The organism is Sebaldella sp. S0638 (assembly GCF_024158605.1).
Lineage (GTDB): Bacteria > Fusobacteriota > Fusobacteriia > Fusobacteriales > Leptotrichiaceae > Sebaldella.
Genome location: NZ_JAMZGM010000185.1, coordinates 1 through 3,962, shown reverse-complemented (window position 1 = coordinate 3,962; position 3,962 = coordinate 1). Strand labels below are relative to the sequence as shown.

Here is a 3,962-nt window from a genome sequence, read left to right as displayed (position 1 = left end):
TCAAACAGCAAAATTTCTTTCTTTGAATATGTCATTCCCAATACCACACAAGATTTTACTTCTATTTCTCTTTTTCCAGTTAAACTGTCTGAATTTTCTCCCTCTAAAGTTTTATTAAATACTTTCTTCAAATTCTCTGCTGCTTTTAATATCTCTTCCGATAATTCTTTTTGATCTTCTTCATCATACGAATAACGTAAATTTTCCAACAGCTTAATCTTACTTTTTAATTCTTCTATATACATTGTTGCTTCTAATGATTTTGTCATTATTTTGCTCCTTTCAGACTTTTATTGTCCTCTTACCACGATCTCTTTCAATAACTCTTTTTTATTTAAAATATATTCTTCCAGTTTATTTATGTATCTGTATATTTCAAGAAAGCTCTTTCCATAAAAACTCATCACTGTTTCAATTTCTTCGTCCGGTAACTCTATTCCGGAACACTCTGTTAGTATATTTACTGCTGATTTTAATTTATAGTATACATTCTGTAATTCTGATGCATAAACTGTTATTTCTTCATAATTCTTATTTTCCAGTTTGTTTAACGGACTTAGTTCCTGTATTTCTGATAATTTAAGTGGTTCCATTTTTACACCTCCAGTCTCTTATTCCCTTTTTATCCAATCATATACTTTGGATGTTATATATGCTGTTATTATACTTATTAGTATTGTTTTTATCATTTTATTCCTCCCTTAGATGATTCGGGCAATTTAATACTCACATTGGATTTCTTACATTACAATTATTTGCTCTTTTCAAAGCTTCCAATACTCCCAACACTATTTCTTCTTTCTCGTTACCTGTGTATCGATACTCTGATAAAAATAGAAAATCCAAAATTTTATTTCCTGTTTCACATATTTTCCAATCATTTTTCTTAACTGAAATCTCCACATCTTTTATTTCCACATTATTTAACAGTAACATTAGTTCTTCTTTTGTGATTTTTTTATCTGTTAAAAGTCTCCCTATTTTTTCATGTTCTCCAGTAAACTTGATTTCCTTATATTTAGCCATACTTTTCTCCTCTCTACTCATCTATTTAAGCACTTTTATGGCATACTCAGTCGCCTATAGTCGTTTTACCCTCTTGACATTTTCCATAGATTTGGTATAATAACAGTGAAAACAATTAGTTGGTGTAAATCGCGAAAAAAAGCTGGATATTTTTTATCTGGCTTTTTTATTTTTCATTTGTTATAATGTTTTGTGGCTTTCGCGAGCCAACATTCAACTAATTGGAGGTATACTATGATTAAGTGGTATATCATCATTCTTTTTGTGGTGATAACTCGACTTATACATTAAATGTATACCTCGCCCCATTGGGGCTTTTTATTTATCCACAATAACCAATTTCTTCCCTAGGTCGTTTAGAATTTCGACTAGGATTGGAATACAAGCACCCTCGCCTTTCTCAAGGTTGTTTAGGGGGGCGATTAGTCTTTGGTCTTGACGAATGTCAAGTTATAACCTAAGGGCTTTGAAACCATTTCGACTATATCTACTCTTGGTCTCACTTCTTCCCTAATGATTCTTCCAAACAGATTATTTATATCATGATAATTAAGAGAAAATTTTTTGCAAAATTCTTTTCTGTTCCCATACTTTAATTTGATTTCAGAATCAAACTCAATGAATTGCTCTTTTAAATTCATCTTCTTCCTCCTTTATAAACTTTTTTATTTATAAATAGAATAAAAAAATTTGTTTATAACAAATTATAAACCAAAAAATTTACAAAGTCAACAAAAAAATATCCGATATGGATATTTAAATTTTTTTCTTTCTTTGCATAAATATAACAACCCCTAATATCTTTACTTCGTCTTCTTCGCAACAAGGTATAGGCGGATATATTTCATTATAGCTATATAGGTAAGGTTCGAAATTTTTGAATCTTAATTGTTTTATGTATCTTTCGCCATTTTTCTGAATCACAACATCTTGATCAGCTAATTCTACATAAGTATAAAAATTTGGATCTAAAATTAACACATCTCTATCTCTATATTCTGGTAGCATTGAATCCCCATGAACTATCACAGAAAAAATATTTTTTATTTTTACAATTTCTGGTGGCAAAGTTAATTTTATTGTTTTTTCATCCTCATCCATTGCTAATAAACCTGTTCCAGCGCTCGCAATATAAAGAGGTAATTCCGCTTCTATATTTTCTGTTTTAAGAATTTCTATTCCTTCTGGAATTTTCTCTCTTATTTTTTTAAGTTGCCCCAAGTAAAAACTTTTCATTAGTTGTTTTTTGTAAGTTGGGAAAACTTCACACACTTTCATTATATATTTTTCGGTAATATTTTTATTACCATTCTCTAATTGGTTAACCTGTGTTTGTGAAACTCCAAGTTTTTCTCCCATTTCATATACACTGTAACCATATTCTTCACGGATTTTCTTCAATAAATCTTTTGTTTCTAACATAACATCTCCTTTTTATAAACATTTTACCTTTTTTTTTGTTTTTTTGCAAAAAAAATATTGACATTGTAAATAAAAAAGTTTATAATATTAACAAGATAAAAAATTTACACCTTTTGTAAACTTTTATGTTTATAGATAAACTGAAAAGTAAATAAACTAATATAAGGAGATGATAACATGGATAACAAAGAAATAAGCGAAGAAGAAAGACTGGAAATTATAAGAGAAATGATTGATGCATGGGAAAACGAGGGAACAGATAGTATAGAAGACACCCTAGAAAGTGCATTTAAAATCAAAGACAGTGAGCTTTTAGAATTAGCTGAAAAAGCTATGGGTTTTCTTGCAGAACTTGAATCAGTAAAAGATGAAATTGACGGAATCATGTGGGATTATTCAGAAATAATTGATAAACAATAAACCCCGTTATTTTAAAAAAATGTAAAATTTGAAATAAGGAGCTTATAGAAATGTCCCCAAAAGAAACCCAAATAATTACAACCCTAGAAAAAAGCATTAGAGAATATGCAATAAAGCGCGAGAGGGCATTAAGAAAAAGAGATTACGACAAAGTCCGTTTGTTAGACTGTCTTGAACAAGATGCTTGTATCATACTGAATAAACTAAAACTTCTGAATTAGAATAGACATTAGTACACTTTTCAAACGGAAATAAAAAAATACCCACCGAAGTGGGCAGAAAGATTTGAAACACAAAAATTGTTATTAGCATTACTTTATACCCCAAAAATCTAAAAAGTCAATAGAAAGTAGGTGAAATTATGAATCGCATTGATAAAGCTATGCTTAGAATTATAATCCCTATAGTTGTATCTGTTATAACATCATTCTGTACTGTCAGACTATGCGACAGAATAAAGGAGCATCTCACAATACAAAGGCAAGAGATCAAAAAAGACCTTCAAAAAGAGATTTTAAAAAATCCTTAAAAACTGTTGTTGCTAAAACTGTTGTTATAAGAGAAACAATAATGGGGCAAAACACTGAACGCATTATTTCAATTGAGAATTTTTTTAAAAATTCCATCCTATTTATAAATTCAGTTTTTTTAAATCTTGAAAAAACCTATTGCCATCTTTATTGAGAGTATATATCCCAAGAGGACGATTAACTACTATAATTCTTCTACCAGAACTATCTTTTGTTTCTTTTTCTTCTGAAATATAACCATTCATTAATGTGTTGATTCTGTATTCAGTAGAATATTTTTCCTCAGGAAAATTTTTTAAAACTATAGATTTACTAATAGGTTGATGTTTGGCTATATATTTCAATATTTCTATATCAATGTGTTCTAAATCAGTAAATTGCATAAATACCTCCAAAAATAATATATAGGCTATTATACCATAAAACAAAAGGAGTTGATGAAATGACACCAGAAGAAATCAAAGAATTAATATACAACGCAGACCTCGACTACTCTACCCTAAACATAAAAGACGGCAGAGCAAAGGGATATATCACAGTTATGGTAGATGACGAGGAATTACA

8 protein-coding genes are annotated in these 3,962 nt (G+C 29.3%); 2 read left to right on the top strand and 6 right to left on the bottom strand.

Annotation, left to right across the window (positions count from 1 at the left end):
- From NK213_RS19045 to NK213_RS19025, 5 genes are all read right to left on the bottom strand, one after another.
- Positions 1–269: hypothetical protein (locus NK213_RS19045; RefSeq protein WP_253352212.1), on the bottom strand; the 269-nt coding region annotated here is incomplete at its 3' end.
- Between the two features lie 21 nt (positions 270–290).
- Entirely contained in the window at positions 291–593 is a 303-nt protein-coding gene (locus tag NK213_RS19040; protein ID WP_253352210.1) for a hypothetical protein, read from the bottom strand.
- 133 nt (positions 594–726) lie between these two features.
- Positions 727–1,026, bottom strand: a complete 300-nt coding sequence (locus tag NK213_RS19035; protein WP_253352207.1) for a hypothetical protein — start codon at positions 1,024–1,026, stop codon at positions 727–729.
- A 422-nt stretch (positions 1,027–1,448) separates the two neighbouring features.
- Entirely contained in the window at positions 1,449–1,667 is a 219-nt protein-coding gene (locus NK213_RS19030; protein WP_253352205.1) for a hypothetical protein, read from the bottom strand.
- Between the two features lie 115 nt (positions 1,668–1,782).
- Complete coding sequence (locus tag NK213_RS19025; protein ID WP_253352204.1) at positions 1,783–2,448, bottom strand: LexA family transcriptional regulator; 666 nt, start codon at positions 2,446–2,448, stop codon at positions 1,783–1,785.
- 177 nt (positions 2,449–2,625) lie between these two features.
- Between NK213_RS19025 and NK213_RS19020 the strand changes: the two genes are divergently transcribed.
- Together NK213_RS19020 and NK213_RS19015 are read left to right on the top strand one after the other, a co-directional pair.
- Positions 2,626–2,868: a hypothetical protein gene (locus NK213_RS19020; protein ID WP_253352202.1), complete on the top strand. Its 243-nt coding sequence runs from the start codon at positions 2,626–2,628 to the stop codon at positions 2,866–2,868.
- A gap of 361 nt (positions 2,869–3,229) precedes the next feature.
- Positions 3,230–3,397, top strand: a complete 168-nt coding sequence (locus tag NK213_RS19015; protein ID WP_253352200.1) for a hypothetical protein — start codon at positions 3,230–3,232, stop codon at positions 3,395–3,397.
- 102 nt (positions 3,398–3,499) lie between these two features.
- Here NK213_RS19015 and NK213_RS19010 read toward each other — a convergent pair whose 3' ends face one another.
- Complete coding sequence (locus NK213_RS19010; RefSeq protein ID WP_253352198.1) at positions 3,500–3,781, bottom strand: hypothetical protein; 282 nt, start codon at positions 3,779–3,781, stop codon at positions 3,500–3,502.
- Between the last annotated feature and the right edge of the window lie 181 nt (positions 3,782–3,962).

Bases quoted from the DNA above. Each gene is read 5' to 3' on its own strand.
- NK213_RS19035 (WP_253352207.1), bottom strand. From the start codon at position 1,026: ATGGCTAAATATAAGGAAATCAAGTTTACTGGAGAACATGAAAAAATA.
- NK213_RS19020 (WP_253352202.1), top strand. From the start codon at position 2,626: ATGGATAACAAAGAAATAAGCGAAGAAGAAAGACTGGAAATTATAAGA.
- NK213_RS19015 (WP_253352200.1), top strand. From the start codon at position 3,230: ATGAATCGCATTGATAAAGCTATGCTTAGAATTATAATCCCTATAGTT.
- NK213_RS19025 (WP_253352204.1), bottom strand. From the start codon at position 2,448: ATGTTAGAAACAAAAGATTTATTGAAGAAAATCCGTGAAGAATATGGT.
- NK213_RS19030 (WP_253352205.1), bottom strand. From the start codon at position 1,667: ATGAATTTAAAAGAGCAATTCATTGAGTTTGATTCTGAAATCAAATTA.
- NK213_RS19010 (WP_253352198.1), bottom strand. From the start codon at position 3,781: ATGCAATTTACTGATTTAGAACACATTGATATAGAAATATTGAAATAT.
- NK213_RS19040 (WP_253352210.1), bottom strand. From the start codon at position 593: ATGGAACCACTTAAATTATCAGAAATACAGGAACTAAGTCCGTTAAAC.